Origin of the sequence: Kosakonia arachidis (genome assembly GCF_900116535.1) — a bacterium.
Lineage (GTDB): Bacteria > Pseudomonadota > Gammaproteobacteria > Enterobacterales > Enterobacteriaceae > Kosakonia > Kosakonia arachidis.
Genome location: NZ_FPAU01000001.1, coordinates 863,623 through 888,361 on the forward strand (window position 1 = coordinate 863,623; position 24,739 = coordinate 888,361).

General features: G+C 56.6%; 26 protein-coding genes. 16 read left to right on the plus strand and 10 right to left on the minus strand.

All coding sequences use genetic code 11. The features are described from left to right. The first annotated feature begins 105 nt into the window (after positions 1 to 105). Complete coding sequence (gene hpxR, locus BM427_RS04135; protein ID WP_139234378.1) at positions 106 to 1,026, plus strand: LysR family hpxDE operon transcriptional regulator HpxR; 921 nt, start codon at positions 106 to 108, stop codon at positions 1,024 to 1,026. On the opposite strand, the gene hpxO is transcribed toward hpxR, so the two are convergent. After that, positions 1,018 to 2,172, minus strand: coding sequence for an FAD-dependent urate hydroxylase HpxO (gene hpxO / locus BM427_RS04140; RefSeq protein WP_090119467.1), 1,155 nt, complete (start codon positions 2,170 to 2,172; stop codon positions 1,018 to 1,020). The two genes, hpxR and hpxO, sit on opposite strands and share 9 nt — an antisense overlap. 268 nt (positions 2,173 to 2,440) lie before the next feature. On the opposite strand from hpxO, the gene BM427_RS04145 reads away from it, so the two are divergent. From BM427_RS04145 to uraH, 3 genes are read left to right on the plus strand one after another with little or no spacing between them, the layout of a single operon-like run. After that, the gene (locus BM427_RS04145; RefSeq protein WP_090119469.1) at positions 2,441 to 3,823 is read left to right on the plus strand and encodes a nucleobase:cation symporter-2 family protein; all 1,383 of its coding nucleotides are present in this window, start codon (positions 2,441 to 2,443) and stop codon (positions 3,821 to 3,823) included. Then, positions 3,801 to 4,301, plus strand: coding sequence for a 2-oxo-4-hydroxy-4-carboxy-5-ureidoimidazoline decarboxylase (gene uraD / locus BM427_RS04150; protein WP_090119471.1), 501 nt, complete (start codon positions 3,801 to 3,803; stop codon positions 4,299 to 4,301). The genes BM427_RS04145 and uraD overlap by 23 nt, the downstream gene beginning before the upstream one ends. Continuing rightward, on the plus strand, positions 4,298 to 4,621 hold the full coding sequence (gene uraH, locus BM427_RS04155) for a hydroxyisourate hydrolase (protein WP_090119473.1): 324 nt from the start codon (positions 4,298 to 4,300) through the stop codon (positions 4,619 to 4,621). The genes uraD and uraH overlap by 4 nt, the downstream gene beginning before the upstream one ends. Here uraH and guaD read toward each other — a convergent pair. Both guaD and BM427_RS04165 read right to left on the minus strand, forming a co-directional pair. Further along, on the minus strand, positions 4,601 to 5,920 hold the full coding sequence (gene guaD / locus BM427_RS04160; protein WP_090119475.1) for a guanine deaminase: 1,320 nt from the start codon (positions 5,918 to 5,920) through the stop codon (positions 4,601 to 4,603). The genes uraH and guaD overlap by 21 nt on opposite strands. 93 nt (positions 5,921 to 6,013) lie before the next feature. After that, positions 6,014 to 7,510, minus strand: a complete 1,497-nt coding sequence (locus BM427_RS04165) for an NCS1 family nucleobase:cation symporter-1 (RefSeq protein ID WP_090119477.1) — start codon at positions 7,508 to 7,510, stop codon at positions 6,014 to 6,016. A gap of 144 nt (positions 7,511 to 7,654) precedes the next feature. On the opposite strand from BM427_RS04165, the gene BM427_RS04170 reads away from it, so the two are divergent. The 3 genes from BM427_RS04170 to puuE are packed head-to-tail and all read left to right on the plus strand — an operon-like array spanning position 7,655 to position 10,058. Beyond that, positions 7,655 to 8,371, plus strand: a complete 717-nt coding sequence (locus BM427_RS04170) for a GntR family transcriptional regulator (RefSeq protein ID WP_090119479.1) — start codon at positions 7,655 to 7,657, stop codon at positions 8,369 to 8,371. Further along, positions 8,371 to 9,111: an allantoin racemase gene (hpxA, locus tag BM427_RS04175; protein ID WP_090119481.1), complete on the plus strand. Its 741-nt coding sequence runs from the start codon at positions 8,371 to 8,373 to the stop codon at positions 9,109 to 9,111. The genes BM427_RS04170 and hpxA overlap by 1 nt, the downstream gene beginning before the upstream one ends. A gap of 14 nt (positions 9,112 to 9,125) precedes the next feature. Continuing rightward, positions 9,126 to 10,058: an allantoinase PuuE gene (puuE, locus tag BM427_RS04180; RefSeq protein WP_090119483.1), complete on the plus strand. Its 933-nt coding sequence runs from the start codon at positions 9,126 to 9,128 to the stop codon at positions 10,056 to 10,058. Between the two features lie 66 nt (positions 10,059 to 10,124). On the opposite strand, the gene hpxZ is transcribed toward puuE, so the two are convergent. From hpxZ to BM427_RS04200, 4 genes are read right to left on the minus strand one after another with little or no spacing between them, the layout of a single operon-like run. After that, positions 10,125 to 10,511 (minus strand): oxalurate catabolism protein HpxZ, encoded by a 387-nt coding sequence (hpxZ, locus tag BM427_RS04185; RefSeq protein WP_090119485.1) that lies wholly within the window; start codon positions 10,509 to 10,511, stop codon positions 10,125 to 10,127. After that, positions 10,508 to 11,905, minus strand: a complete 1,398-nt coding sequence (locus tag BM427_RS04190; protein ID WP_090119487.1) for an AtzE family amidohydrolase — start codon at positions 11,903 to 11,905, stop codon at positions 10,508 to 10,510. The genes hpxZ and BM427_RS04190 overlap by 4 nt, the downstream gene beginning before the upstream one ends. Beyond that, positions 11,902 to 12,090, minus strand: a complete 189-nt coding sequence (hpxX, locus tag BM427_RS04195) for an oxalurate catabolism protein HpxX (RefSeq protein WP_090119489.1) — start codon at positions 12,088 to 12,090, stop codon at positions 11,902 to 11,904. Before hpxX ends, BM427_RS04190 begins: the two co-directional genes overlap by 4 nt. Positions 12,091 to 12,100: 10 nt before the next feature. Beyond that, positions 12,101 to 13,684: a gamma-glutamyltransferase family protein gene (locus BM427_RS04200; protein ID WP_090119490.1), complete on the minus strand. Its 1,584-nt coding sequence runs from the start codon at positions 13,682 to 13,684 to the stop codon at positions 12,101 to 12,103. Positions 13,685 to 13,848: 164 nt separating this feature from the next. Between BM427_RS04200 and hpxU the strand changes: the two genes are divergently transcribed. The 7 genes from hpxU (at position 13,849) to hpxK (ending at position 20,228) form a co-directional block, all read left to right on the plus strand. Next, positions 13,849 to 14,688, plus strand: a complete 840-nt coding sequence (hpxU, locus tag BM427_RS04205) for a MurR/RpiR family transcriptional regulator HpxU (protein ID WP_090119492.1) — start codon at positions 13,849 to 13,851, stop codon at positions 14,686 to 14,688. A 204-nt stretch (positions 14,689 to 14,892) separates the two neighbouring features. Continuing rightward, positions 14,893 to 15,678, plus strand: coding sequence for a transporter substrate-binding domain-containing protein (locus BM427_RS04210; RefSeq protein WP_167518518.1), 786 nt, complete (start codon positions 14,893 to 14,895; stop codon positions 15,676 to 15,678). Positions 15,679 to 15,687: 9 nt separating this feature from the next. Beyond that, the gene (locus BM427_RS04215) at positions 15,688 to 16,353 is read left to right on the plus strand and encodes an amino acid ABC transporter permease (protein ID WP_064567380.1); all 666 of its coding nucleotides are present in this window, start codon (positions 15,688 to 15,690) and stop codon (positions 16,351 to 16,353) included. Then, on the plus strand, positions 16,353 to 17,009 hold the full coding sequence (locus BM427_RS04220; RefSeq protein WP_167518577.1) for an amino acid ABC transporter permease: 657 nt from the start codon (positions 16,353 to 16,355) through the stop codon (positions 17,007 to 17,009). Before BM427_RS04215 ends, BM427_RS04220 begins: the two co-directional genes overlap by 1 nt. Beyond that, a complete protein-coding gene (locus tag BM427_RS04225) occupies positions 16,990 to 17,727 on the plus strand; it encodes an amino acid ABC transporter ATP-binding protein (protein WP_090119497.1) in 738 nt (245 codons plus the stop codon). The genes BM427_RS04220 and BM427_RS04225 overlap by 20 nt, the downstream gene beginning before the upstream one ends. Positions 17,728 to 17,742: 15 nt before the next feature. After that, a complete protein-coding gene (locus tag BM427_RS04230; protein WP_090119499.1) occupies positions 17,743 to 18,981 on the plus strand; it encodes a pyridoxal-phosphate-dependent aminotransferase family protein in 1,239 nt (412 codons plus the stop codon). After that, the gene (hpxK, locus tag BM427_RS04235; protein WP_090119501.1) at positions 18,981 to 20,228 is read left to right on the plus strand and encodes an allantoate amidohydrolase; all 1,248 of its coding nucleotides are present in this window, start codon (positions 18,981 to 18,983) and stop codon (positions 20,226 to 20,228) included. Before BM427_RS04230 ends, hpxK begins: the two co-directional genes overlap by 1 nt. A gap of 80 nt (positions 20,229 to 20,308) precedes the next feature. On the opposite strand, the gene BM427_RS04240 is transcribed toward hpxK, so the two are convergent. Then, a complete protein-coding gene (locus BM427_RS04240; protein ID WP_244316593.1) occupies positions 20,309 to 21,202 on the minus strand; it encodes an AraC family transcriptional regulator in 894 nt (297 codons plus the stop codon). Positions 21,203 to 21,364: 162 nt separating this feature from the next. On the opposite strand from BM427_RS04240, the gene BM427_RS04245 reads away from it, so the two are divergent. Together BM427_RS04245 and agp are read left to right on the plus strand one after the other, a co-directional pair. Next, entirely contained in the window at positions 21,365 to 22,081 is a 717-nt protein-coding gene (locus BM427_RS04245; RefSeq protein ID WP_090119505.1) for an SDR family oxidoreductase, read from the plus strand. Between the two features lie 195 nt (positions 22,082 to 22,276). Continuing rightward, positions 22,277 to 23,515, plus strand: coding sequence for a bifunctional glucose-1-phosphatase/inositol phosphatase (gene agp / locus BM427_RS04250; RefSeq protein ID WP_090119507.1), 1,239 nt, complete (start codon positions 22,277 to 22,279; stop codon positions 23,513 to 23,515). Between the two features lie 33 nt (positions 23,516 to 23,548). Here the strand turns inward: agp and BM427_RS04255 are convergent, their stop codons facing one another. Next, positions 23,549 to 23,776: a YccJ family protein gene (locus BM427_RS04255; protein ID WP_090119509.1), complete on the minus strand. Its 228-nt coding sequence runs from the start codon at positions 23,774 to 23,776 to the stop codon at positions 23,549 to 23,551. A gap of 20 nt (positions 23,777 to 23,796) precedes the next feature. Further along, positions 23,797 to 24,393: an NAD(P)H:quinone oxidoreductase gene (gene wrbA, locus BM427_RS04260; protein ID WP_090119510.1), complete on the minus strand. Its 597-nt coding sequence runs from the start codon at positions 24,391 to 24,393 to the stop codon at positions 23,797 to 23,799. Positions 24,394 to 24,739: the final 346 nt, after the last annotated feature.

Genomic DNA, 24,739 nt, shown 5'->3' on the forward strand with positions numbered 1-24,739 from the left:
AAAGCTATTGTTTAATTGTTGTAACTTTATTGTTGTCATATTAGGGTGTTCACATCCATCGCCATTAATTCACTATGGCGTTGCAAAAAAGTGTACAGGTGCAGCATGAGTCCATTTTCCCGTTTCGCCGTCTATTTCGCTGAAGTTGCCCGCAGCGGCAGCCTGCGCCGCGCCGCAGAAAAACTGCATATCTCCGCATCGGCGATTAACCGACAGATTTTGCAGGCGGAGGAGGAGTTTGGTACGCCGCTGTTTGAGCGGTTGCCGGAAGGTTTACGCATGACCAGTGCCGGCGAGTTGCTGTATGACAATCTGCTGCGCTGGCAAAAAGAGTTTCAGCTCACGCGGCAAAAATTTGATGAGCTGCAAGGCCTGAAACGCGGTACCGTCAGTGTGGGAATGGTGCAGGCGCTGGCGGAGGGGAGCTTTGCCAGCGCACTGGCCGACATTATCACCGGGCAACCGTGGCTGGAGCTGGAACTTCGGGTCGCGGACAGCCATACCGTTAGCCAGAGAGTGCGGCAGGCCGATCTCGACTTCGGTTTGATCCTCGATCCGGAAGGGCAATCAGGGCTGAATGTTCTGGCCTTCGCCGAGCTGGAGATGGGCGTGGTGATGCGTGCGGATCACGAAATGGCAACCGCTTCGGCGTTATCGCTGGGCGAGCTGAGCGAGGCGCGGCATATTCTGCCCGGTGCGCCGCTCATTGTGCATGAACGTGTTGGCATGCTTTATCGCCACTACGATCTCGCCCCGTCGAATACCATCAGCTGTAATGACATCCGGTTGATTAAGTCGCTGGTGCTGAAGGGGAGCGGTATCACGGTACTGAGCCTGCTGGATGTTCTGGATGAAGTAAAAAGCGGGCAACTGGCGTTTGTGCCGCTGCGCAACAAACTGCTGCGCCCGCTGACGCTAGCGCTCTGTACCGCACCATCGCGCCAGCTTTCCCGCCCGGCGCTAATGGCGATCCAAAAACTGACCCAGGTGCTGGAAGCGATGCAGAGCGTTGGCGCATCAGCCTAACGGCCCGCCCTGAATGGTATCGCACAGGCCATTGATAATGCGTTCGCCGGTCTCCTCTTTCAGTTCCTGATACCACGCCTGCGTGAGTGCCATATCTTTGCCGTGGGTGATATCGCAGCGTTTGCGCGCCTTGAGCACCAGATCGCGCACCCGGTCGCAGCGTAGCGCTTCATACTGACGCAGCACATTTTCGATGTCGCTCTGCTCGCGGAAAAGGTTTCCCAGCACCACTGCATCTTCCATCGCTGCGCAGCCGCCCTGGCCGATATCCGGCGTGGTGCTGTGTCCGGCATCGCCCAGAAGCGCCACTTTACCGCGTACCAGCGTGTCGAACGGTTCGATATCATGGATCTCGATGCGGTTCGTCGTTTGCGGATCCAGCGCAGCGATCAGCCGTTGCACCGGCGGTGCCCAGCCGCTGAAGTAGCGCGTCAGATCGTCGCGCAGTGTGCTGCGATCTTCGGCCAGCCCGGCGGGTAGCGGCACGTCAAAGAAGAAGTAGAAGCGACCGTCGGAGACAGGCATCAGTGACACCCGCTTGCCTTCACCCACGAAGGTTGTCCACTGCTCGGCGGGCGCGATGGCTTCATCGATTTTCACCAGGCCATTCCAGTTAACGTAACCTGCATAGCGACGCTCTGGCGTATAGCCCAACACATACGGGCGCAGCGCCGAATGGCTGCCGTCGGCGGCAATCAGAAAATCACCGTGGGCGCAGGTGCCATCGCTGAACCACGCCGTCACACCGTCGGCATGCTCTTCCACTTCGTTGACCCGTTTACCAAACTGCACCCGGTCGCGTCCCCAGTGATTGAGCATTTCGCGCTGTAATTCCGCCCGCGATACCGGGCACGGGCGTCCTCCCACTCGCTCGATCAGCGGCGCGAGGCTAAACGCCGTCAGCGTTTCGCCCTTGCGGTAATCTTTATAAGCCATAAAGCGCATCGGACCGCCATAGGTTTCCATCATCTCGCCCATCCCCAGATGGTTCATACACTTCACGCCGTTGGGCCAGATGGAGATCGCCGCGCCGACCGGCTTGATCTCTTTTACTGCTTCGAATACCTGACACGCGATGCCCGCGTTCTGTAACGCCACTGCCGCGCTAAGGCCGCCGATACCTGCGCCAATCACCAATGCTTTCATTCTCTTCTCCTTTTACATGCATGTGACTGATTGAGCAATTTGCGTACCAGAATGACGGCGGGCGCTGGCGTGGGATAAAACAGGCGATGTGATGTTGTGTTGCACCTTTGCAGTGCGTATTTGTATTAATGTTGCCTTTTTGTGAATCAAAAATTTCCAAATTTGGTGCAGGGAATCTAAAGTTTCACAGCGCTGACGCCGGAGGAGCGACTCTGGCCTGCTTTGTGCATCAGGGCGTTGATGCGAATTGACAACAGGATGGAACGCCATGTCAGATGAAACGAACAGCACCTTATTGTACGGGCTGGAGCAGCGTATCCCGCCGCTTCCGGCTTTCTTCAGCGCCTTACAGCACGTACTGGCCGGGTTAGTGGGCATCATCACACCGCCGCTGATCATTGGTGCGACGCTGGGGTTGGGGGAGTGGATGCCGTGGTTGATTAGCATGTCGCTGCTGGCTTCCGGGATTGGCACCTTTTTACAGTCCAGCCGGGTATGGGGCGTTGGTGCGGGCATGATTTGCATGCAGGGCACCAGCTTTGCCTTTCTTGGTGTTGCGATTGCAGGCGGGATGTGGGTAAAAGGGCAGGGCGGCACGGCGCAGGACGTGATGGCGATGCTGTTTGGCGTCAATTTTGTGGCCGCGCTGGTGCCGATAATTATCAGCCGTTTTATTGAGCCGCTGAAGCGCATTTTTACGCCGATTATCACCGGCAGCGTGATTGCGCTGATCGGCATCAGCCTGATTAAAGTCAGCGTGAATAACTGGTGTGGCGGCGTACAGGCGAAAGATTTTGGCAGTATGAGCAACATTGGCCTCGGCGCAGGCACACTGGCAGCGATTGTGTTACTGAGTTGCGCGAAAAACCGCTGGCTGCGTCTCTCTTCCGTGGTGGTCGGCATCGCACTGGGTTGCATCGCCGCTGCTCTTGTTGGTAAGTTTCACTTCAGCGGCACCGGCGATACCTGGTTTCGTTTACCGGCGCTGTTTCCGTTTGGTTTCCAGTTTAATAGTGCTATCTTTCTGCCCGTGGCGCTGGTATCGCTGGTATGCATCCTGGAGGCGGTCGGCGATCTCACCGCTAACTGCTTGATCTCGCACCAACCTATCGATAACAGCGCGTTTCGTTCCCGTCTGAAGGGCGGCATTCTTGCTGACGGCATCTGTTGCATGATTGCGGCGATGCTGGGTGCTTTTCCCAATACCACCTTTGCGCAAAACAATGGCGTGATCCAGATGACGGGTGTCGCCAGTCGCTTTGTTGGCCGCTATATTGGCGTGATCCTTATCCTGTTGGGGGTGTTCCCGCCGTTTGGCGAGATATTACGCCAGATCCCACTGCCGGTGCTGGGCGGCGCAACGATGGTGATGTTTGGCTGCGTGGTGGCGGCCGGGATCCGCATCATTACTCAGAATCCGTTAACCCGCCGCGACATGCTGATTGTTGGACTGGCATTTGGTTTTGGTATGGGGGTCGAAGCGGTACCGGCCTTTCTTGCCCATTTCCCGCCCATTATCGCTAATCTGTTTGGCTCGGCGGCGACCTGTGGCGGTTTCGTTGCGATTGTCCTGAACCTGATTATTCCGCAAGAAAAAACCGTCATCGCCAATGACGCAAGGAGCAATGATGATCGCGCTGAATCACTTTAATCAGTTACCGGACGACGAGGCCGTAGCACTGTTGCAGCCATGTGTGGCGATCCCCGGCTGGACGGCGGCACTGGTGGCCGCGCGTCCGTTTGCTTCGATCGCCGCACTGCACCAAACCGCGGGTGACATCGCCGCCACCTGGGGCCACGCCGAGCTGGAGCAGGCGCTTAGCGCACACCCGCGCATTGGCGAAAAGCCCGCGGGTTCGCAGGCGCATGCTGCGTTATCGCGCCAGGAGCAGTCGGCGGTGGACGACCGGGACACACAACTGGCCGCGGCGCTGCGTGAAGGGAATGCGCGCTATGAAGCGCGTTTTGGTCGCGTATTTTTGATCCGCGCCAAAGGCCGTAGCGGAGAAGAAATTCTGCACGCGCTGGAACAGCGGTTGACCAACAGCGACGCCGAAGAGATCACAGCGGCGCTGGAGCAGTTACGAGAAATCACCTTATTACGACTGGCAGGAGCGATTGGCGAATGAACAGCCTCAGTACCCATATTCTGGATATTTCCAGCGGTAAACCCGCGCAGGGGGTGACGGTTTATCTGTTACTCGACGAACAGACGGTGGCGAGCGGCGTTACCGATGCGAACGGGCGAATCGGTGAGTTTTCATCTTCATTGACGCCGGGACATTATCGGCTGGTGGCACACACGGGGGAGTGGTTTGCAAAGCGCGGTGTGGCGACCCTGTTTCCCTGCGCGCAAATTGACTTTGTGATTGCGCAAACGGCAGAGGAGCATTTCCATCTGCCGTTCTTAATTGCGCCCGGCGGCTGGTCAACTTACCGTGGCAGTTGACCACGCGCACTGACCGTTAATCCACGTCTCGCTGATATTGCGCTCATCACCGAGGGTCATCAGCACAAACAATTGCTCGTAAATGTCCTTGCAGCGCGCATTACGCAGACGCTGCAAGGGCGTAACGTCCAGGTCAATCACCACAAAGTCGGCTTCTTTGCCGGGCGCAAAATTACCAATTTTATCCTCCAGACGCAGAGCATGCGCGCCGCCGAGCGTGGCGTGGTAAAACGCTTCGCTGGCCCGCAGGCGGTAGCTTTGCAACTGTCCCACTTTATAGGCTTCGCCCAGCGTGCGCAGCATGCTGAAGGTGGTGCCAGCGCCGACATCGGTGCCGATGCCCATGCGCACCTTGTTCTGCCAGCAGGCGGGCAGGCGAAACAACCCACTGCCGAGGAACAGGTTCGAGGTAGGGCAAAACGCCACCGCTGAACCGGTATCGTGCAGACATTGCCACTCTTCGTCATGCAGGTGAATGCCGTGTGCAAACACGCTGCGCTCGCCGGTCAGTTGATAGTGGTGGTAAACATCGAGATAACGTTGATGCTCCGGCCAGAGATCATTGACCCACGCCACTTCATGCGGATTTTCGCTTAAATGCGTCTGCAGCCAGGTCTGCGGAAACTCTTCGCGTAAACGTCGTACTGCCTCGAGCAGTTCCGGCGAGGAGGTCGGGGCAAAGCGTGGCGTAATGGCATAACCCAGTCGCCCCTGATGCTGCCAGCGCTGGATCAGTTCGCGTGTTTGCTGGTAGCTCTGTTCAGCCGTTTCGCTGAGGTACTCCGGCGCATGGCGATCCATCATCACCTTACCGGCGATCAGCCGCATATTCAGGCGCAGCGCCTCGCTAAACAGCGCGTTGACGGATTCCGGGTGCAGCGTACAAAACACCAGCGCGGTGGTGGTGCCGTGGCTCAGTAACTGGTTGATAAAGAATTCGGCAATTTCTGTAGCGTAAGCTTCATCAGCAAACTGGCTTTCAACCGGAAAGGTGTACGTTGTCAGCCACTCCAGCAGTTGTTCACCAAAGGCGCCAATCATTTCGGTTTGCGGATAATGCACGTGGGCATCAATAAAGCCGGGGAGCAGCAGTTTGCCGCGCCGGTCGGTGTAGCCTTTGTGCGCATCCAGATGTTGCTCACCCTCCTGCCAGCTCATTCGCGCCTGAATCTTGCCGTCGCGAATAAACAGCAGACCGTCTTCAATAAAACGTGCGTGGCGGGAGATATCGTCAGCGTTGTCGCAGACGTCGGCAATGTCAAACAGTGCGCCGCGGATCGCGGCATGATAATCAATCATCGTTCCAGCCTTCGTCGTTTCCATACCAGGTGAAGTGGTAAAGCAAAATGAGTGCCAGCCGCGACGAGAAACGCCGCGGCCTGAGGAGAAGGGTTACTCTTTTTGTGCCGCGATGTTGGTGTTGAAACGTGATGTCGTGACAACAATGCGCTCTTCGCGTGCCAGCCAGCGATAGGTGACACCGCCCAGCAGTACGCCGATAAACCAGCTAAAGTTGGCGACTTCGTGCAGCGTCGGAATAAAACTGATGATTAACCCGACGGCCACCGACGGCACCAACGCGCCAATCGCTTTTGGGTTAAAGCCGTTGCGATACCAGTATTTGCCTTTTGGTGTGTCATCAAACAGGTCATCGACAGACACCTGCCCGCGTTTGATCAGATAGAAATCCGCAATCAGGATGCCGAACAGCGGACCGATAAAGGCTCCCAGCACGTCGAGGGTGTAGTGGATCAGTTCCGGGGAGTTAAACAGGTTCCACGGTGTCAGCAGAATCGAGCCGACAGCCGCGATCATACCGCCGGTGCGGAAGCTGATCTTCTGCGGTGAGCAGTTAGAGAAGTCAAACGCGGGCGAGACGAAGTTAGCAACAATGTTGATGCCGATGGTGGCGGTGATCATGGTCAGCAGACCAATCGCCACCGCCAGATCGTTGCCGACACGGCTGACAGTTTCAATCGGATCGGTGATCATGCGGCCAAACAGCGACTGGGTGCCGGATACAATCACCACGGTCACGATCGAGAACAGCAAGAAGTTGAACGGTAAGCCCCAGCGGTTGCCGCGACGAATTTCGCCCATGCTTTTGCCATAACGCGAAAAATCACCAAAGTTGAGCAGCGGCCCGGAAAAATAGGAAACCACCAGCGCAGTTGCGGTGATCATTTGCCAGGTTTGCTCACCAGCGCTGAGTGATTTGCTGGCGAGAGTAAAAGAGATACCGTCGAAACCCGTCTTGTATACAATCCAGCCCGCCAGCGACAGCATCACCACATACACGGCTGGACCGGCAATATCGATAAAGCGCTTGATCGCGCTCATCCCGTGCCAGAACACCATGGCCTGCAGAATCCACATCGTGGCGAAGCACAGCCAGCCGAGGGGCGACAGGCCCAACAGCGAACCCTGCGTTAAAGAAGAGAGCGACGGCCAGAACTTCAGCAGCACCAGCATTAAGGCATTTGCCGCCAGATAGGTCTGAATACCATACCAGGCGAAGGCGATAAGACCACGGATCACCGCCGGAATGTTGGCACCGAAGACGCCAAATGCCTGGCGGCAGATAACGGCATAGGGCACGCCTGCCATCTGGCTCGGTTTTGCGACCAGGTTAGCGCAGAGCTGCACGATGCAAATGCCCACCAGCAGGCAGAGCAGCACCTGCCAGCTTGCCAGCCCGAGCGTAAAGAAGCTCGCGGCGACGACATAGCCGCCCATACTGTGTACATCCGACATCCAGAACGAAAAGATGTTGTACCAGCTCCAGTTCTGATCGCGCGTCGGCGCCAGATCTTCATTACAAAGCCGTGGGCTGTATACCGCTCCGGAATCAGCGGCCTTAACCTGATGAGTGTTTTGTGTATTTGGCATGAAACCTGCTCCTGTCAATAAAAGCCCGTGAAAAGGGAGTGCTGAGGTTATTGCAGGATCCAGGCCAAAATGATTAATCTTGTATCCAATAATTTAATTTTATGTATACGATCCGATATCGAAAAGTAAAAAGCGGAGTGGTTAATGAGTAATGAAAACAGTCTGCAAGCCGCAGCTGCCTTGCAGGACAAGGATGAAACCATCTACCAGTCGCTGATGACCGCGATTGTTGAACATCAATTACTCCCGGGGAGCAAATTACCGGAAGAGGCACTGGCGGAGGTGTTTGGCGTCAGCCGCACCGGGATCAGAAAAGTGCTGCAACGACTCAATGCTGTGCAAATGGTCACCTTAACGCCCAAACGTGGTGCACACGTCGCCAGCCCAACAGTAGAAGAGGCGCAGGCGATCTTCCGAACCCGCACGCTGCTGGAAGTAGCCAATCTGTCTGACGTGCTGGCACACTGCCAGTCGCCACATTTGGCGGCGCTGGAAGCCATTATCCGCCAGGAGCAGCAGGCGCACGAAGCCTATGACGGCCCGGCCGCCATCCGCTACTCCGCTGAGTTTCACATTCAGCTTCAGGCTGTTTCCGGCAACCCGGTGTTGACAGAGATGGTCACCCGCCTGAGCCAGCGCTCTTCGCTGGTGATCGCCACCTGGGGATCGCCGTGGCGTCAGGGGTGTCGCTGTAATGATCACGAACAGCTGGTTGATTTACTGCGTAAAAAGGATCTTCAGGCGCTAAGCGCGGCGCTGACGCACCATTTTGAACATATCGTCGACAGCCTCTGTTTCGAGCGGGCTGGCGTCTGTCTGCCGGATTTCGCCCGGCTGTTTGCCGGTCACAAGGAGGCGTAATGTCTGCCGTTTGTATACAAGTTATCAACCCGAATACGAGCCTGGCGATGACCGAAACCATTGGCGCGGCGGCACGGGCAGTGGCTGCACCGGGTACCGAAATTCTGGCAGTGTGCCCGAGTGAAGGTGTGCCGTCGATCGAAGGGCATTTTGATGAAGCGATTGCCGCCATCGGCGTGCTCGAACAGGTGAAGGCCGGGCGTCAGCAGGGCGTGGATGGCCATGTGATTGCCTGTTTTGGCGATCCGGGATTACTGGCGGCACGCGAGCTGGCGCAGGGGCCGGTGGTCGGCATCGCCGAAGCCGCGATGCATATGGCGACGCTGGTGGCGACCCGTTTTTCCATCGTCACCACGTTGCCGCGCACGCTGATTATCGCTCGTCATCTGTTGCAGCAGTACGGTTTTCAGGAGCACTGTGCCGCGCTGCACGCCATTGATTTACCGGTGCTGGCGCTGGAGGACGGCAGCGGTCTGGCGCAGGAAAAAGTCCGTGCGCGCTGTATTCAGGCGTTAAAAGAAGATGGCTGTGGTGCGATTGTGCTCGGCTGCGGCGGAATGGCACAGCTTGCGCAGGAGTTGACGCGTGAACTGCATGTGCCGGTGATCGATGGCGTCAGCGCGGCGGTAAAAATGGTGGAATCGCTGGTGGCGCTGGGCTTATCGACCAGCAAGCGTGGCGATCTGGCTTTTCCGGAAACTAAAACATTGAGCGGTAAATTTCAGGCATTAATGCCATAGCGAGTGGAGGGAGAATGACACTTTTCGACGACAACTATCCGCGCGATTTGCGTGGTTACGCAGGGAAACCACCGCACGCGCAGTGGCCGCAGCAAGCGCGCATCGCCGTGCAGTTCGTACTAAATTTTGAAGAAGGTTCAGAGAACCATGTGCTGCATGGCGATGCTGGATCGGAGCAATTTCTCTCCGATATTATCGGCGCGGCCAGCTACCCGGATCGGCATATGTCGATGGATTCACTGTATGAATATGGCAGTCGCGCCGGGTTCTGGCGCATCCACCAGGAGTTCAGTAAACGTGGGTTGCCGCTGACGGTATTTGGCGTGGCGATGGCACTGGCGCGTCAGCCGGAGATCGTTGCGGCCATTAAAGCGGCGAATTATGACGTAGTCAGCCATGGCTGGCGCTGGATCCACTATCAGAACATGGATATCAATGAAGAGCGTGAACACCTGCAAAAAGCGGTGCAGGTGCTGCGCGATCTGTTTGGTAAAGCGCCCACCGGCTGGTATACCGGGCGCGACAGCCCCAATACCCGCCAACTGGTGGTCGAGCATGGCGGCTTTGACTATGACAGTGATTACTATGGTGACGATCTCCCGTTCTGGAGCGAAGTCACTTGTCGAGATGGCACGCGCAAACCGCACCTGATTGTGCCTTACACGCTGGATGCCAATGATATGCGCTTTGCTACCGCTCAGGGTTTTAATACCGCCGAACAATTTTACACCTATCTGAAAGACAGCTTTGATGTGCTCTACGCCGAGGGTGAAAGCGCGCCGAAGATGATGTCCATCGGCATGCACTGCCGCCTGTTGGGACGCCCTGGTCGTTTTCGCGCGCTGCAACGCTTTCTTGATTATATCCAGCAGCACGATCGCGTCTGGGTCTGTACCCGCCAGCAAATTGCCGATCACTGGCGGCAGGTCCATCCCTACGCGCAATAAAAAATGCCCGGAAAATCCGGGCGTTTTGTTGTTACCCCTAAACCACCTCCGTGGAGGTGGTGATTGTTAACTCATCAAACTGACCTGGGCGGCCACGATGCGCCAACCGTAGGGGAAGCGCACCCAGCTTTGCTGCTGGCGGCCAATGCGATCGCTGCCTTCACGGGTGAATTCGGTGCTGCAAACGGCGTAATCCTCGCCGAAAGTGGTGATCACCGTATGGCGCAGTTCGCGCTGCAAGCCGGTGGCCGGACGCGCGGTGCGAAAGGCGCGGATCTCCTCAATGCCGTAGAGATTCTCGCCTGCGCCGAGACGCACGGTGCTGGCATCGTGCCAGAACAGCTCATCAAGCACCGCAATATTGTTGCTGACCAGTGCGTCTTCATAGCGGTAAAACGCGGCTGTGACCTCCGCCAGTACCCATGGGCGGTTAATGTCGTCCTGATGCATCATAGTGTTATCTCCGCAGGGCGGGCATCGGTGATGCCCTGTTCTTCCAGCGCGCGGGCGGCGCGCAGACAGGCTTGTTCATTAAACGGTGCAGCAATCAGTTGCAGGCCAATCGGTTTTCCGGATGCAGTACGCAGCGGCACGGTTACGACCGGCAGGCCTAAAAACGAAATCGGCTGTGTCAGCATGCCCATGCTGGCACGGATAGGCAGCGGCTGGCCGTTTATCTCCATCGTCTGTTCGCCGATCTGCGTGGCGCTGCGTGGTGTAGCCGGGGCGATCAACACATCCGCATGGGCAAACAGTGCACGGCTTTCCTGCTGCGCGTGGCGACGAAAACGCTGCGCCTGTAAATACCACGCCGCCGGGATCATCGCGCCTGCCAGCAGGCGTTCGCGCGAGTGTGGTTCAAAACGCTGGGGTTCGCGGCGCAGCGCGGGTAGATACTGATTACCGCCTTCCGAAGCGCTGATAATGAACGCCGCCGAACGCGAGAGTTCCGCTTCGGGAAAGAACACTTCTTCGCGCGCATCGAGAGCGTGTGCCACGCGCTTGAGCGCGGCTCTGGCATCGTCGTCGCACCAGGTGGTGAAATAACCACCCAGCACCGCGCAGCGTAACCCCTCCATTCCGCGTGACAGCAGCGGTTGAGCCGCTTCATTGGCGGTTTCCGCCTGAAAAGCATCCTGCGGATCACGCCCTTGTAGGGCGTCATAAACCGCCGCCAGATCGCTGACCCGGCGGGCGAATGGTCCAATATGGTCGAGGCTGGCGACAAACGGGTGCGTTCCGGCACGTGAAAGACGACCAAATGTCGGTTTAAGCCCGAAGATACCGCACAAAGAAGCAGGCACACGGATGGAACCGTTGGTATCGCTGCCGAGCGAGAAATGCACCAGCCCTGCGGCGACTGCTGCCGCGGAACCGCCAGAAGAACCGCCGGCAATGCGTGCCAAATCGTGCGGGTTGCGCGTCGCGCCGTAGTGGCTGTTTTCGGTAGTGAAACCGTAGGCGTAAGCGTCCATATTGACCATGCCCGACAGCAGCCCGCCAGCCTGCTGTAACTGGTGCACGGCCCGGCTATCTTGCGTGGCGGCGGAGCGATGGCTGAATAACTCCGCGCCCGCAAGCGTGGTGTGCCCGGCGACATCAAACAGGTTTTTCACCGCGTAAGGAATGCCCGCCAGTGGCGGCAGCGGCTGGCCATGCTGGCGCAGGGTGTCGATGCGCTGCGCTTCGTCGAGCATGCGTGCCGCAGTTACCGTCGTCCAGGCGTTGATCTGTGGGTTGATTTGCTCAATCGCCGCCAGCGTCTGGCGGGCAATGTCGCTCGCGCTCAAATCCCCTGCGGCCAGTGATTGCCGGATATCGGCAATGCTCATCTCATGCAGCTTCATGCTTTGTACACTCCGGCAATTTCCAGACGATCGTCCAGCGGCAGCGCCATCAGCGGTTCAGCCATCGCGGCAATGCGGCGAAACTGTAGCAGTAGCTCGGCGCGTCGCTCATCAGTGAGTTCGATGCCATGAATGCGGATCATGGCGTCCAGATAGACGTCCCATTCGGGTTGTGAATTGTTCATGGTTCTCTCCTCAAAAACCGGCGGCGGAGCCGTTACTACGGGGATCGAATGCCCCTTCAAACAGGCCGTCAGGATGGCGGACGATCGCGCCTGCGTGGCCCATCACTTCGGTGAAATCCGCGAGCACATCAACATCATGGCCTGACGCGCGCAGGTGAGCGACAGTCTCGGGCGAGAAGCGACCTTCCAGTTTCAGTGAATCCGAGGTTTGCCCCCAGGTGCGCCCCAGCAGCCAGCGTGGGCGGCTGATTGACTCTTGCAGCGGTACGCCTTGCATCACGTAGCGGGTAAAAAGCGCCGCCTGGGTTTGCGGCTGGCCGTCACCGCCCATCGAGCCGTAGACCATCACGCGGCCATCATACAGTCGTGCCGCCGCCGGGTTGAGGGTATGAAACGGCTGCTTGCCTGGTGCCAGCGCCAGCAGGTGATCGGGGTTGAGGCTGAACGACGCGCCACGGTTTTGCCAGACGATGCCGGTGTCAGGTAGCACCACGCCGCTGCCAAACTCATGATAAATGCTCTGAATAAATGACACGGCGAGACCGCTGTTATCCATCACACCCATCCAGACGGTATCCCCCGGCCCTTTGCCTGCACCCCACGGCGCAGCCTGTTGATCATCCACACGGTTAGCCAGCACCTGGAGCTCGCTTGCGGCCAGCAGGCTTTGTATGTCAGTTTTCAGATGGCGCGGATCGGTGATGTGGGCATCGCGCAGGCCGAAAGCGAGCTTGGTGGCCTCTACAATACGGTGTACGGTGGCCGCATCGTCCGCGTTTTCCATCGTCAGACAGTCGGTAATACCAAGAATTGCCAGTGAAACCAGCCCCTGCGTCGGTGGCGCAAGGTTCCACACGTCACCCTGCGAATGCTGCAAGTGCAGCGGCGTGGTGCGGCGTGCGTGATGCTGCTGAAGATCCTCTCGCGTCACAGGCAGGCCATATTGCGCCATGCCGCGTGCCAGGCTCTCCGCCAGCGGGCCGCGATAGAAACTGTCCAGCCCCTCTTCAGCAAGGTGTTGCAGGGTGGTAGCGAGTGCCGGTTGACGGAAAAGGCTGCCCGCTTTTGGCGGCTGACCGTTGTGCAGATACGTGTCGGCAAAGCCAGGGAGATCGCGCAGTTCTGCCAGCTTATCCGCAGTGGCAGTGGCCTGGGAAAGTGTCACTGGCATGCCGTGCCGGGCGTAATCTATCGCATCCGCCAGCAAACGCGACAGCGGCAGCGCTTTCCCGGTTATTTCGTGCGAAACCTTCAACGCTTCATCCCAGCCACTGACCGTGCCCGCAACAGTGAGCGCGGCGCGCGGCCCGCGATGTGGAATCGTCGCCAGATCGCTGTAGGCCGCCAGTGTCGCCAGCGAACCCGCAGCACCACTGGCATCGATAGCAATCGGTTCGCCTTCAGGCGGCACAATCAGCCAGAAACCGTCGCCGCCGAGGCTGTTCATATGGGGATAAACCACCGCAATGGTCGCCGCAGCGGCAACCATTGCTTCAATGGCGCTGCCGCCTTCGCGCAGGACAGACAGCGCACTTTGGCTGGCCAGATGGTGGGGGGCGACCGCCATCCCGTGGGTGGAGACATTACTTTGCATTAGCTGTCCTCGAAAGCCGAAAAGTAGCCTGAGGTTGCAAAAGCCGTTCCATCTCTGAATAAAAAGTTTCACCGAGAGGGTAAATGGCTTTTTTTGCCGGGCTGGCATGCATTGTGAAAGGGGAAATCGGTATAGTGCGATGAAACGAAAGTTACAGGGGTCTTATGGAACAGCTTGATGAACGACTGAAAGGGCAATATGCCGCATTATCGCCCCAGGAACAGCGGGTGGCCGATTTTATCTTCGATCACTTTGATGATCTCATAAGCTATAACAGCGCTGAGCTGGCACAGCTCAGCGGGGTGTCAAAGGCGACTGTCAGCCGCCTGTTCAAGCGTTTGGGGTATGAAAAATACAAAGATATGCGCGATGAACTGCGCACGCTGCGACAAAGCGGGATGCCGCTGACGGATAACCGCGATGCGGTACAGGGCAATACACTGCTGGCGCGCCACTATAAGCAAGAGATGGCGAACCTGACACAGTGGGTTAATGCGCTGGATGCGCAGCAATTTTCCGGTGCGCTGGACGCCATAGTGAAGGCACAACGCATCATTATTATTGGTATGCGTAACTCCTGGCCGGTGGCGCTGCATCTGCGCCAGCAGTTATTGCAGGCGCGCGGACAAGTGCTGGTGCTGCCGCAGCCGGGGCAGAGCCTGAGTGAAGAACTGGTGGATTTAACGCCGGACGATTTGGTGGTGATGGTGGCGTTTCGTCGTCGTCCGCGCATTATCCGCCCGTTGATGCAGCAGCTACAGGACGCGAACATTCCGCAACTGTTGTTGTGCGAGCCGCAGGCGCACAACCTTTTCCCTCTGGCGAGCTGGCACCTTTGCGCACCGCTGGACAGCGTTTCTGCCTATGACAGCTATGCATCGGTCAACAGTTTGATCAACCTGCTGGCGAATGCGTTTTTGCATGAAATTCTCGATAAAGGACGTCCGCGCATACATGACATTGCTACGCTGTACCAGAAGCTGGATGAACTGGAACAGCGATAATGGGGCACCATTGTGGTGATTACGCCTCATTATGGTGCATTTAATCATCGCGAAATGTTCCTGCTTCCGGTGTCTTTTCTTTGTTTTCTCTGCGATAAATGCCGATTTCAGTGTCGGCATTTTTATTGTGCATCGCTGGCACATTAGTTGCAGATATCAATTTAAGGAATCTTTTGTTTCATGTTAACGTAACGGGTAATCACCATGAGAAAACTTTTTATTGCACTGGCCGGGGCCGCTTGTCTGTTCACCTATGCTGCAGCTGTGCAGGCCGACCAATTACAGGATATTGAAAAGCGCGGCGTGATCCGCATTGCTGTCCCGCAGGATTTCCCGCCGTTTGGCTCGGTAGGCACCGATCTGCAACCTCAGGGCTATGACATCGATATGGCGCGTTACCTCGCCAAACAGATGAAACTCAAGCTGCAGCTGGTGCCGGTTACCAGCGCTAACCGTGTGCCTTATCTGCAAACCGATAAAGTGGATTTGGTGGTTTCCAGCCTGGGTAAAAATGCTGAGCGCGAAAAGGTGATTGATTTCAGCCGCGCCTATGCACCGTTCTTCCTCGGCGTATTCGGGCCGAAAGGGGCGGAACTGAAAGATGCCGCAGCGCTGAGCGGTAAAAGTATTGGGGTAACGCGCGGTGCGGTTGAAGACATGGTATTGACCAGCATCGCACCGAAAGATGCCGATGTGAAACGTTATGAAGATAACAACACCACGCTCTCGGCGTATCTCTCCGGGCAGGTGCAGTATATCGCGACCGGTAACCTTGTCGTCGCGGCGATTGCCCGGCAGAACCCGGGTAAAGCTCCGGTACCGAGCTTTATGCTGAAAGATTCTCCGTGCTTTATCGGCCTGAAAAAGGACGAACCGGCGCTGAAAGAGAAGGTGAATGCGCTGATTGAGCAAGGGATTAAGGACGGTACGCTGAACAGCCTCTCTGAGCAGTGGCTGAAAGCGCCGCTGCCGGCAAACCTTGGCGCATAAGGCGTGTGAATGACGGAACAACTTCATTTTTCTGCACTCTGGCCGCACTGGCCAGAGTTGCTGGCGGGAATGTGGGTCACCGTGCAGTTGACGGTGATGGCGACGGTCGGCGGTCTGGCGATTGGCATTTTCGGCGCGGCGATTCGTAGTGGTCGGCCAACGTGGTTCAGCCGGATCTGGGGTGGTTATGTGGAGCTGATCCGTAACACACCGTTTGTGGTGCAGCTCTTTTTTATCGTCTTTGGTCTGCCGAATATCGGTTTCAAGATGACGGCAGGCGAAGCGGCGTTACTGGCGATGATCGTCAACCTGGGCGCTTATAGCACGGAGATCGTACGTGCCGGGATCCAGGTGACGCCAAAAGGGCAATGGGAAGCGGGGCGCGTGCTGGGGTTGAGCCGAAGCCAGACGTTTATTCGCGTGGTGCTTCCCCCTGCATTGCAGCGCATTTATCCGGCGCTGGTCAGCCAGTGCATTATTGTCATGCTGGGATCGTCCGTGGTGTCGCAGGTCTCTTATGAAGAGCTAACCTTCGCCGCTAACCTGATCCAGTCGCGGACATTCCTCAGTTTTGAGGTCTATCTGGTGACCACGGGTATTTATCTGCTGCTCTCAATTGCCATGCGTCAGTTGATGATGGCGGCGGGACGGAAATGGTTGGGGGTACAGGCATGATGACCACATTTACTGACTGGGACATTATCCGCAACCTGCTGCTGGCCGGGCGCTGGACGGTGTTGTTGTCGTTGGTGGCGTTTCTGGGCGGTACGTTGGTAACGTTGCCGCTGTTGCTGCTGCGACTCACTGGCGGGCGTCAGGTGAAACGCCTGATCCGCGCGTATATCGAACTGTTCCAGGGCACACCGCTGTTAATGCAGTTATTCCTCGCCTTTTTCGGTGTGGCGCTGTTTGGCATCGATGTGTCGCCCTGGACGGCGGCCTCGTTGGCGCTGACGTTTTATACCAGCGCGTTTTTACTGGATATTGGCTATGGCAGCATTCGTGCGCTGCCGAAAGGGCAATGGGAAGCCTCTCGTTGCCTGGGGCTGAGCTTTGGTCAGACGTTATTCCGCGTGGTGGCACCGCAGGCATTGCGCATCGCTATTGCGCCAACGGTCGGATTTGCCGTGCAGGTGATAAAAGGCACTGCGCTTTCGTCAATCATTGGTTTTGTTGAATTGACCAAGGCCGGGACGATGCTGACGAACGTCACTTATCAGCCGTTTAAAGTCTTTGCGCTGGTGGCGCTGGGCTACTTCATTTTGTGCTATCCGCTGTCCCGTTACAGCCGTTACCTGGAGAATAAATTCAATGCCTCTCATCACCATTAATCAGGTACAGAAGTACTACGGCGACAACCACGTGCTGAAGGGTGTCGATCTGGACATCGATATGGGCGAGGTGATCTCGATCATTGGCCGTAGCGGATCGGGTAAAAGCACACTGCTGCGTTGTATTAACGGCCTCGAAGGCTACCAGGACGGAAGCATTAAGCTGGGTGGCGTGACCATTACTGACCGTGATTCACAGGCGCGCGAGATCAGCCGCTCCATTGGGATGGTGTTCCAGAACTTTAATCTGTTCCCGCATATGACCGCACTGGAGAACGTCATGCTGGCACCACGTCGGGTGCTGAAAAAAAGCGCCGCCGAGTGTCGCGAACTGGCGCAACGGATGCTGGAGAAAGTAGGGCTTGGCGACCGCCTCGATTACTACCCGGCGAATCTCTCTGGCGGCCAGCAGCAACGCGTAGCGATCGCCCGTGCGCTGGCGATGTCGCCGAAAGTTTTACTCTGTGACGAGATAACCTCCGCGCTCGATCCCGAACTGGTGGGCGAAGTACTGAAAGTGCTGGAACAACTGGCCGCCGAAGGGATGACGCTGATCCTCGTCACTCATGAAATGAATTTTGCCCGCGAAGTGGGCGACCGCGTGGTGTTTATGCATCAGGGGCGGGTGTGGGAGCAGGGCGACAGCAAAACGCTGTTTGCCAGCCCGCAGACCACCGAGCTGAAGCAGTTTATCTCTTCCGTGCGCGGTCTTAATTAATGTAAGGAATTTCAGATGGATATCGCTCAATTTCCGCAAATCAATCCACCGCAACGTCTGTTGATGGGACCGGGGCCAATCAATGCTGACCCGCGCGTACTTCGCGCCATGTCGAGCCAACTGATCGGCCAGTACGATCCGGCGATGACCCACTATATGAATGAGGTGATGGCACTTTATCGTGGCGTGTTCCGTACGGAAAACCGCTGGACGATGCTGATTGACGGCACATCTCGCGCTGGAATAGAGGCGATCCTCATTTCCGCAATCCGGCCGGGCGATAAAGTGCTGGTACCGGTGTTTGGTCGCTTTGGTCATCTGCTGTGTGAAATCGCCCGCCGCTGCCGCGCCGACGTGCATACCATTGAAGTCCCGTGGGGCGAGGTTTTCACACCGGATCAGATTGAAGATGCCATTAAGCGCGTGCGTCCGCGCCTGCTGTTAACGGTGCAGGGCGATACCTCAACCACCATGCTGCAACCGCTGGCGGAACTGGGTGCTATTTGCCGTCGCTACGATGTGCTGTTTTACACGGATGCAACCGCTTCACTCGGCGGAAATGCGCTGGAAACCGATGCCTGGCAGTTGGATGCCGTCTCCGCGGGGATGCAGAAGTGTCTGGGCGGGCCATCCGGTACGTCGCCCATTACCCTGAGTAGCCGTATGGAGGAGGTTATCCGCCGCCGTAAATGTGTTGAAGAGGGCATTCGCACCGATGCGCATCTCGACGGTGTGGATGAGATGGTTTACTCCAACTATTTCGATCTCGGCATGGTGATGGATTACTGGGGGCCGGAACGACTGAATCATCACACTGAAGCGACGACCGCGCTATTCGGCGCGCGTGAATGCGCACGGCTGATCCTGCAAGAGGGGCTCGATAATGGCATTGCGCGTCATAAGCTGCATGGCGATGCGTTGCTGAAAGGGATTCAGGCGATGGGGCTTGAGGCCTACGGCGATTTGCAACATAAGATGAACAATGTGCTGGGCGTCGTCATTCCGCAGGGCGTGAACGGTGACCAGGTACGCAAATTGATGCTGGAGGATTTCGGTATTGAGATCGGCACCTCTTTCGGCCCGCTGCATGGCAAAGTGTGGCGTATCGGCACCATGGGCTACAACGCGCGTAAAGCCTGTGTGATGAACACCCTGAGCGCTCTGGAGTCGGTGCTGAATTACCTGAAATTCGCCACCACGCAAGGGGCGGCGATGCAGGCCGCGTGGGATCACTATCGCTGCGAGGACGTGTGATGATTCAACTGGCACGCCTCGAGGCGGCAGTACGTGTGATGGCCCGCGCCGATGAGTTGGCCGCGATCAGTGAAACCCCGGACGCGCTGACCCGGGTTTATCTTTCCGCACAGCATTTACAGGCTAACCAACGGGTTGCTGAATGGATGCGCGAGGCGGGAATGCTCGTCTGGCAGGATAGCGTGGGCAATATTTGTGGTCGCTATGAAGCGGCACAGGAAGGCGCTCCGGCGGTGTTGCTTGGTTCGCATCTTGATACTGTGCGTAACGCCGGGCGTTATGACGGGATGCTCGGAGTCCTGACAGCCATCGAAGTGGTGCAGAGCCTGCATCAGCAGGAATTACGTCTGGCGCAAGCGATTGAGATTGTCGGTTTTTGTGATGAAGAGGGAACGCGTTTTGGCATCACGTTGCTGGGAAGCCGTGGGCTGACTGGAAGCTGGCCAGCGCACTGGCTCACGCAAACTGATGCGGAGGGGACGAGCGTGGCACAGGCGATGGTAAATGCCGGGCTGGATCCGTACAGGATCCCGCAGGCGGCGCGTGATGCGGCGGCCTTCAGCAGCTATCTCGAATTGCATATTGAGCAAGGGCCGTGTCTGGAACAGGCGGGGTTGGCGCTGGGGGTGGTCGAGGCGATCAATGGCGCGCGCAGGCTGAATTGCCGCTTTACCGGTGAGGCCGGACATGCTGGCACGGTGCCGATGAATCACCGGAAAGATGCGCTGGCCGCGGCTGCCGAATGGATAATCGCAGTTGAGCGCACCACACAACAGCGAGGCGGTAATCTGGTGGCGACCGTGGGAAATATGCGGGTTCTGCCTGGTGCGGTGAACGTCATCCCTGGCGAGGTGTCATTGTCGCTCGATATCCGCGGCCCGCAGGATGCGCCACTTGATGCTTTGCTCAATGAATTGCTGGCGGTGGCACAGGCCATTGCAGCGCGCCGCCATCTGCAATTTAGCGCCGAGGAGTTTTACCGTATTGCCGCCACGCCTTGTAATCAAAAGCTGCAAACCCTGCTTGCTGATGCGGTTCAGGTTGTGCAGGGCGAGACGCTGTCGTTACCCAGCGGCGCAGGGCATGATGCCATCGCTATGGCGGAACGCTGGCCAGTGGGTATGCTGTTTGTGCGCTGCAAAGGCGGAATTAGCCATCATCCGGCGGAATCGGTACTGGTAGACGATGTCGCACTGGCCATTGATGCCTTCAGCCGCGCGGTGAATGTGTTGGCCGCCGCAGAATAACCTGCGCGGTGGTGGGTTTTGACCTGACGGGAGGTGATGGGCTGTTCGCTGCGTTGTGTTGTGGAAACCCGACTCCTGATTTAGATCGGCGGAAACAGTGAAAATGCCGCTTTCATCTCTTTCACCTCTTCGCCAGGGCTGCGACCAAACAGACGGCGGAATTCACGATTAAACTGCGAGGGGCTTTCATAACCCACGCGGAATGCTGCACTTGCGGCGGTCAAATTATCGCGGATCATCATTAGCCGTGCCTGGTTAAGCCGAACCGATTTGATGTATTGCAGCGGTGAAGTCCCGGTCACGGTTTTAAAGTGTTTATGGAAAGCGGGCACACTTAAACCGATGTCGTTTGCAAGCCGGGTGACGTGCAGCGGTTGCATAAACTCGGTGTGGATTCGCTGCAGGACGCGGGAGATAGCGGCGAACTGTCCCTGGCTGGCCAGCGCGGCGCGTATCGCACCGCCTCGCGCGCCCATCAAAACCCGATAATACAGTTCGCGAACGATCTGCGGGCCAAGGATTTTGGCCTCCTGTGGTGATGTCAGCACTCGCAGTAACCGAAGCGTAGTCTCCGCCAATTCGGGTTCCAGCGGCGTGGAAATGATCCCTTCCGGCGCAGTGGTCACCGATAGGACTGAATGCTCCAGCTCACCCATTAACTCCAGCAACACCCTCATTTCCAGCCGCACGGTAATAGCCAGCAGAGGCTCTTCTGCACTGGCTTCCGTTTCGGTAGAGAAGGGCAGCGGCACAGAAAGCACCAGGTAATGTTGTTTATCGTAGTGGTAAACCTGATCGGCCAAATAACCGCGTTTATATCCCTGGCAGACAATCACGATGCATGGCTCATAGACGACCGGCGTGCGTCCCAACGGGCGATCCGCGCGCATGAAACGTACAGTTTCCAGCCGCGAACACGTATACCCCTCGTTGGGCGCGAGGCTGCTGAGCAGCGACACCATTTCAGTGCTCATGGTTTCTCTCTTCATTACAATTAAGCAACTATTCTGCCGTTTTGCGCCCGTTATGTGAACAAGCCAAAGAGAAACAGGCAATCATCAGAGAAGAATGGGCCTGTTTTGTCTCCCCCTCGCCGCCTACTCTGTGGCGGGTGACACTACACAGGAAAAAACGGTATGAAGAAGCGCAAAATTATCCTGCTGACCGGTGCCAGTAGTGGTATTGGTGAAGCCACTGTGCGGCAACTGGTACAGGAAGGGCATCATGTGATTATCGGCGCACGGCGACTGGCAAAGTTACAGCGTTTGCAGGAGGAGCTGGACAATATCGATGCGCTGCAGGTGGATGTAATACAGGCTGGCGATCTGCAACGGATGGCGGATTTTGCGCAGTCGACCTATGGACGCATCGATGTGCTGATCAATAACGCCGGGATTATGCCTCTCTCGCCGTTGGCGGCGCGGAAAGTGGACGAGTGGCGACAAACCCTCGATGTTAATGTGCACGGCGTTCTCAATGGTATTGCTGCGGTGCTGCCAGTTATGGAACAGCAGGGCGGTGGGCAGATCATCAATGTGGCGTCAATTGGCGCACATACTGTTTTCCCCTCGTCAGCGGTCTATTGTGCCAGTAAATTCGCGGTCCGCGCCATCTCCGACGGATTGCGCCAGGAGACGGAAACGATCCGCGTTACCGTCATCAGCCCCGGCGTGGTGCAATCGGAACTAGCCGATCACATCACCGATGAAGGTACAAAAGCGGCGATGGAGGAATTTCGTCGTCATGCGCTGCCCGCAGACGCAATCGCTAAAGCCATTGCGTGGGCTATCGCACAGCCGGATGGCGTCGATGTCAGCGAAATGATTGTTCGCCCCACACAAAGCCCACATTGAGGAGGCGTAAAGGGATAAAAAGTCGGGTTTGTCACTGGCGCAGCGCGAAGGGTGGGGTGAGCCTATTTTTGGCGATCCCGAGGTTTTTTTGAAACTCACCTTTTGCGCCAGTGCACACTCCGGACAACCGTACCCGGCGAAATGTCATAAATGTGTCACAATCTTTGCTTTCAGGCCGTGAAACGAGGGAAAAGAATGAAAAAGCTGATTAGGGTAAGTGCGATGGCGATTGCTATGTCCGCACCGGTCGCGTTGGCGCAGGAAATACCCCAGGGCTATCAATTACAACAGATTTTGATCATGAGCCGCCACAACCTGCGTGCGCCGTTAGCCAATAACGGCAGCGTTCTGGAACAATCGACGCCAAACCGCTGGCCGCAGTGGGATGTACCGGGCGGCGAGTTGACCACCAAAGGCGGCGTACTGGAAGTGTATATGGGCCATTTTATGCGCGAATGGCTGGTCAAAGAACAGTTGTTGAAAGCGGGAGAGTGTCCATCCGCAAACAGTGTCTATGTCTGGGCCAACAGCCTGCAACGCACGGTGGCTACGGCACAGTTCTTCACCAACGGCGCGTTTCCCGGCTGTGATGTTCAGGTTCATCATCAGGAAAAAATGGGCACCATGGATCCCACTTTCAATCCGGTGATCACTGAGGATTCGGCTGAATTCAGTCAACAGGCAGTCAACGCAATGGAGGCACAGCGCCAGAAGTTTGCGCTGAATGACAGTTACCAGTTGCTGGAAAAAATTACGCGCTATCGCACCTCTCCGGCCTGTAAAGAGAAACAGCAATGCTCGCTCACCAATGAGAAAGATACCTTTAGCGCAAAATATCAGCAAGAACCGGGCGTGTCCGGGCCGCTGAAAGTCGGCAATTCGCTGGTGGACGCTTTTACGTTGCAATATTACGAAGGTTTCCCGCTGGATCAGGTGGCGTGGGGAGAGATTAAAAACGATGCGCAATGGCGCGAATTATCGAAGCTGAAAAACAGTTATCAGGACACGCTGTTCACCTCGCCGGAAGTGGCGCGCAATGTCGCAAAACCACTGGTGAAATACCTCGACAAAACGCTGGTGGAAGAGGCAAGCAGCGCACCGAAAATCACTGTTCTTGTCGGACATGATTCCAACATTGCTTCCCTGCTGACCGCGCTCAATTTCGAGCCTTACCAGTTGCATAACCAGTACGAGCGTACGCCGATAGGCGGCAAAATTGTGTTCCAGCGTTGGCATGACACAGCGGGTAAACGCGATGTCATGAAAATTGAATACGTTTATCAAAGCACAGAACAACTGCGAAACACCGAGCCGTTATCGCTGGCTTCTCCGGCGCAGCGCGTCACTCTGGCGCTGAAAGGTTGCCCGGTAGACAGCAATGGTTTCTGCCCGGTAGATAAATTTAATGCGCTGATGCGTGATGCGGCGAAATGAAAAAAGCCCCCGCAGAGGCGGGGGCATGAGTGGTTATACATTTTTCCGTTCTATCGTCTGTTCACCCCAGAAGAGTTCATCTTTGTCGGTTTTATCAAAGGCGCGAAGTAACACATCGTCGCTGCCTTCTTCCCAGATTTTCTCTGCCAGCACCTCGTCGTAATCGGCGATTTCAAAGATAGCCTCGGCGATCTCTGGCGAGGTATTGCGTAAACTGGCCCATTCACCGACGCGATGGGCTTTCGCTTCTTGAGTTGGCATTTGTCTCCTCCTGATGAAGGTTAACCGTTCAATTTTACTGCCAGCCCCGCAACATATTCGCCCTGGTAACGGGCAATTGACAGTTCTTCGTTGCTGGGCTGGCGTGAACCGTCACCGCCGGCAATGGTGGTTGCGCCATAAGGCGTACCGCCGCGAACCTGCGAGACATCAAACAGCTCTTGCGCGGCATAACCAATCGGCACGATGACCATTCCATGATGTGCAAGCGTCGTCCATGTCGAGGTAATGGTGAGTTCCTGGCCGCCACCCGTACCGGTGGAGCTAAAGACACTCGCCAGTTTGCCGTACAGTGCGCCGGATGCCCATAATCCGCCAGTCTGGTCCAGGAAGGTACGCATTTGCCCGGACATATTGCCGAAGCGGGTTGGCGTACCGAAAATAATCGCGTCGTAGTCGGCCAGCTCCTGTGGCGTGGCGACGGGAGCATTTTGCGTCTTACCGCCAGATTTTAAGAACAGCTCTGCAGGCATTGTTTCAGGAACACGTTTGATGACCACTTCTGCGCCATTTACTTTCTGTGCGCCTTCTGCGACCGCATGCGCCATCGTTTCAATGTGTCCATACATGGAATAATAAAGCACCAACACTTTAGCCATTTGCATCACTCCTGATTAGCTGATTTCGGCAGCACTTCGCTGCGTTCTTCTTAAGCGTATGACGTGATCGCCAGAGTGCAAGTAATAGCACCATTTCTTTGATAAAGAATAAGTTAAGCATGGACTGATTGTTGGTTACAATCAGACACATATTGGTAGCGGCATTATTCTGAAGCATTAAGAGGAGCTTATCGGTTTCGCTTAGGGAATATTGGATATCGGGCAGCGAAGCTATTACAGGATATTACCATTCGCTGGATGAATGATTATGTTCCACTAAGCTTAGTTCCACACGGCGCAGATAAAGGCGTGGCCTTTACGTCGTGAGGTGAAAGAATCCTCTTTT